At 70.9% G+C, this 3,577-nt stretch carries 4 protein-coding genes; 2 read left to right on the top strand and 2 right to left on the bottom strand.

What is annotated here, in order from left to right:
- Positions 1-638 (top strand): LPS export ABC transporter ATP-binding protein (gene lptB, locus AC27KI_RS20815; RefSeq protein WP_487091302.1); only part of this gene is annotated, 638 nt, incomplete at its 5' end.
- An 88-nt stretch (positions 639-726) separates the two neighbouring features.
- On the top strand, positions 727-2,313 hold the full coding sequence (locus AC27KI_RS20810; RefSeq protein ID WP_317360421.1) for an RNA polymerase factor sigma-54: 1,587 nt from the start codon (positions 727-729) through the stop codon (positions 2,311-2,313).
- A gap of 26 nt (positions 2,314-2,339) precedes the next feature.
- Here the strand turns inward: AC27KI_RS20810 and AC27KI_RS20805 are convergent, their stop codons facing one another.
- Positions 2,340-2,885 (bottom strand): TspO/MBR family protein, encoded by a 546-nt coding sequence (locus AC27KI_RS20805; RefSeq protein ID WP_487115610.1) that lies wholly within the window; start codon positions 2,883-2,885, stop codon positions 2,340-2,342.
- A gap of 215 nt (positions 2,886-3,100) precedes the next feature.
- The coding region (locus AC27KI_RS20800) for a methyl-accepting chemotaxis protein (RefSeq protein ID WP_487115608.1) at positions 3,101-3,577 on the bottom strand (477 nt) is incomplete at its 5' end.

Genomic DNA, 3,577 nt, shown 5'->3' with positions numbered 1-3,577 from the left:
TCGGCCCCAACGGCGCGGGCAAGACCACCTCGTTCTACATGATCGTGGGGCTGGTGCGCAGCGATGGCGGCGACATCCGCATCGACGGCCATTCGGTGGCCGACATGCCCATCCACCGCCGCTCGCGGCTGGGCCTGTCGTACCTGCCGCAGGAAGCGTCGATCTTCCGCAAGCTGACGGTCGAGGAGAACGTGCGCGCCGTGCTGGAGCTGCAGCGCGACGAGAACGACAAGGCCCTGAGCCGCGACGAGATCGAGTCGCGCCTCACCGCCCTGCTGCAGGAGCTGCGCGTGGAGCACCTGCGGGCCTCCCCGGCCCTGGCGCTGTCGGGCGGCGAGCGCCGCCGCGTGGAGATCGCGCGGGCCCTGGCCACGCAGCCGCGCTTCATCCTGCTCGACGAGCCGTTCGCGGGCATCGACCCCATCGCCGTGATCGAGATCCAGCGCATCATCGGGTTCCTCAAGGCGCGGGGCATCGGCGTGCTCATCACCGACCACAACGTGCGCGAGACCCTGGGCATCTGCGACCACGCGTTCATCATCAGCGATGGGCGCGTGCTGGCGCGGGGCACGCCCTCCGAGATCGTGGACAACGCCGAGGTGCGGCGCGTGTACCTCGGCGAGCATTTCAGGATGTGAGCATGGCGCCCACGCTGGTCATCGTGTTGACTGCGCTGCTCCCCGCGGGGGCTCTCGCGCCTCGGGGCGGCCCGGCGGCACCGGTGTGATGAAGCCGGGGCTGTCGCTGCGCGTCTCGCAGCATCTGGCACTCACGCCGCAGTTGCAGCAGTCCATCCGGCTGCTGCAGTTGTCCACCCTGGAACTGTCGCAAGAGGTCGAGCAGATGCTCGACGAAAACCCCTTCCTCGAACGCACCGCCGAAGAGGCCGCGCGCGAAGAATTCGGCCTGCCGCAGGCCGATGCGCCCGTGAGCGAGGACGATCGCCACACCGAAGAGGCCATCTATTCCGGCGCGCCCGGCGAGTCCAGCGCGGCGGTGGAGTCCTCTTCGGAGGGCGATGCCGCGAGCGCCGCCGAGGCGCCGGGCAGCGCCGACGCCCCCGATTGGGAGGGCGACGGCACCGTCGAGATGGCGCCGGACGACGGCGAATGGGGTGGCGACGCCCCGGCGCGCACGCGCACGGCCGGCGAGGGCGACGAAGCCGACGCCACCGAACTGGCCCGCAGCCACGAGTCGCTCACCGCCTACCTGCACCGGCAGGCGCTGGGCCTGCGCCTGTCCGAGGTCGACACCGCCGCTTTGCGCTTTCTCATCGAGTCGCTCAACGACGATGGCTACCTGGAAGAATCGCTGCCGTCGCTCGCCGTGAGCCTGGCGGGCGAGGACGACACCGAGCAGGTCGAGGAGCTGGTGCACCGCTTCACCGTGGCGCTGGGCCTGCTGCAGAGCCTGGACCCGGTGGGCGTGGGCGCGCGCGGACTGGCCGAGTGCCTGACCCTGCAGCTCAAGGCACTGCGCGAGGACGGCGAGGGCGATCCCGACGTGGTGCAGACCGCGCTGCGCATCTGCCAGCAGCCGCTGGAGATGCTCGCGCGGCGCGACGTGCGCCGCCTGGCGCAGGCCTGCGGCGGCGGCGAGGAGCGCACGCGCGCGGCCATGGCGCTGATCGCCCGCCTGGAGCCCCGGCCCGGCCGCGCCTTCGCCGAGGTGGAGCGCAACATCATCGTGCCCGACGTCATCGTGAAGAAGACCGGGCGCGGCACGCAGCAGAACTTCAGCGTGCAGCTCAACCCCGATGTGATGCCGCGCCTGCGCGTGCACGACATCTACGCCGGCGCGCTGCGCGGCAACCGTGGCGGCGAGGGCCACCAGGGCCTGCAGCAGCGGCTGCAGGAGGCGCGCTGGTTCATCAAGAACATCCAGCAGCGCTTCGACACCATCCTGCGCGTGTCGCGCGCCATCGTGGACCGGCAGAAGAACTTCTTCGTGCACGGCGAGCTGGCCATGCGGCCGCTGGTGCTGCGCGACATCGCCGACGAACTGGGCCTGCACGAGTCCACCATCAGCCGCGTGACCACGGCCAAGTACATGGCCACGCCGCAGGGCACGTACGAACTCAAGTATTTCTTCGGCTCGGGCCTGGGCACCGAGACCGGGGGCAACGCCTCCAGCACGGCGGTGCGGGCACTCATCAAGCAGTTCGTCTCGGCCGAGAGCCCGGCCAAGCCGCTGTCGGACAGCCAGATCGCCGAGATGCTGAAGGAGCAAGGCATCGAGTGCGCGCGCCGCACCGTGGCCAAGTACCGCGAGGCGCTCAAGATCGCGCCGGCCAACCTGCGCAAGGCGCTGTAGCCCGCGCCGCGAAAGACGCCGGCCCCTCAGCCCAGCAGTTGCGGATTCAGCCGCCAGACCGTGAAGTTCAGCGCGGCGGCGAAGGTGATCCAGGCCAGGTAGGGCGCCAGCAGCGCCCCGGCCAGCGGCCGCAGCCGCCAGAACGCCACCAGGGTGGCGGCCACGCAGCACCACAGCAGGCCGATGTCGGCCAGCGCCGAGGCGCCCTGGTGCCATTGGAAGAACAGCCAGCTCCACAGCGCATTGAGTGCCAGCTGCACGGCGAACAGCCACAGTGCGCGCCGGCGCAGGGCCCCTGCGGGCTCGCGCCATACCAGCCAGGCGGCAACGCCCATCATGGCGTACAGCGCGCTCCACACCGGCCCGAACAGCCAGGCGGGCGGTGCCCAGGCCGGCTGGGTGAGCTGGGCGTAGAACTGCGGCGCCTGGACCGATGCGATGCTGCCGACCGCAGCAGCCACGAAGGCGATCGCGAGCCAGCCGGCCAGGGCGAGCCAGGTGCGTGGCGTGAGGGGGGCTCGGCCGGGGCGGGCCGGCGCCGAAGGGGTGCGCGAGGGCAGGGTGGGGGTCATCGCGCCATCATGGCCGCCAGGGGGGCCTTGGCGCCGTCAGCGAAGGCCGAAAAGAGGGCGCACGCGGGCTTGAATGCCACCCGGCGCCCCTGTCCTTTATCGCTGATTGGGGCTGCCACGCCCCAGGCCTGAGCCCGATCGCCATGCGGTCGGGTTATTTTGCTATCAAATATATAGCTATATGCCCTAATGCTTATTGTGCTGGAGGCCGTTTTTTATCGCATGGTCAGGGCGCGGTTCGTTCCGGCCGCCGGACCGCCCCGCGACGGCGCTGCGGCCCCGTGGGCGTCGAGCTTGAAGCCGGCGACCGCGTCGGCCAGTTGCGCCGCCTGCTGCTGCAGCGACTGCGCGGCGGCGGTGGCCTCTTCCACCAGCGCGGCGTTCTGCTGGGTGGACTGGTCCATCTGGCTCACGGCGCTGCCGATCTCGGCGATGCCGGTGCTCTGCTCCTGGCTGGCGTTGCTGATCTCGGCCACGATGGCCGTCACGCGGCGCACGCTGTCCACCACCTTGTCCATGGTGGCCCCGGCGTCCTGCACCAGCTTGCTGCCGGCGTCCACCTGCGTGACCGAATCGTCGATCAGCGCCTTGATCTCCTTGGCGGCGGTCGCGCTGCGCTGGGCCAGCGTGCGCACCTCGCTGGCCACCACGGCGAAGCCCCGGCCCTGCTCGCCGGCGCGGGCGGCTTCCAC

This window comes from Acidovorax sp. KPB24-03 (genome assembly GCF_057546605.1).
Note: the sequence above shows the minus strand (reverse complement) of the source record. Positions and strands in the feature narration are given on the sequence as shown.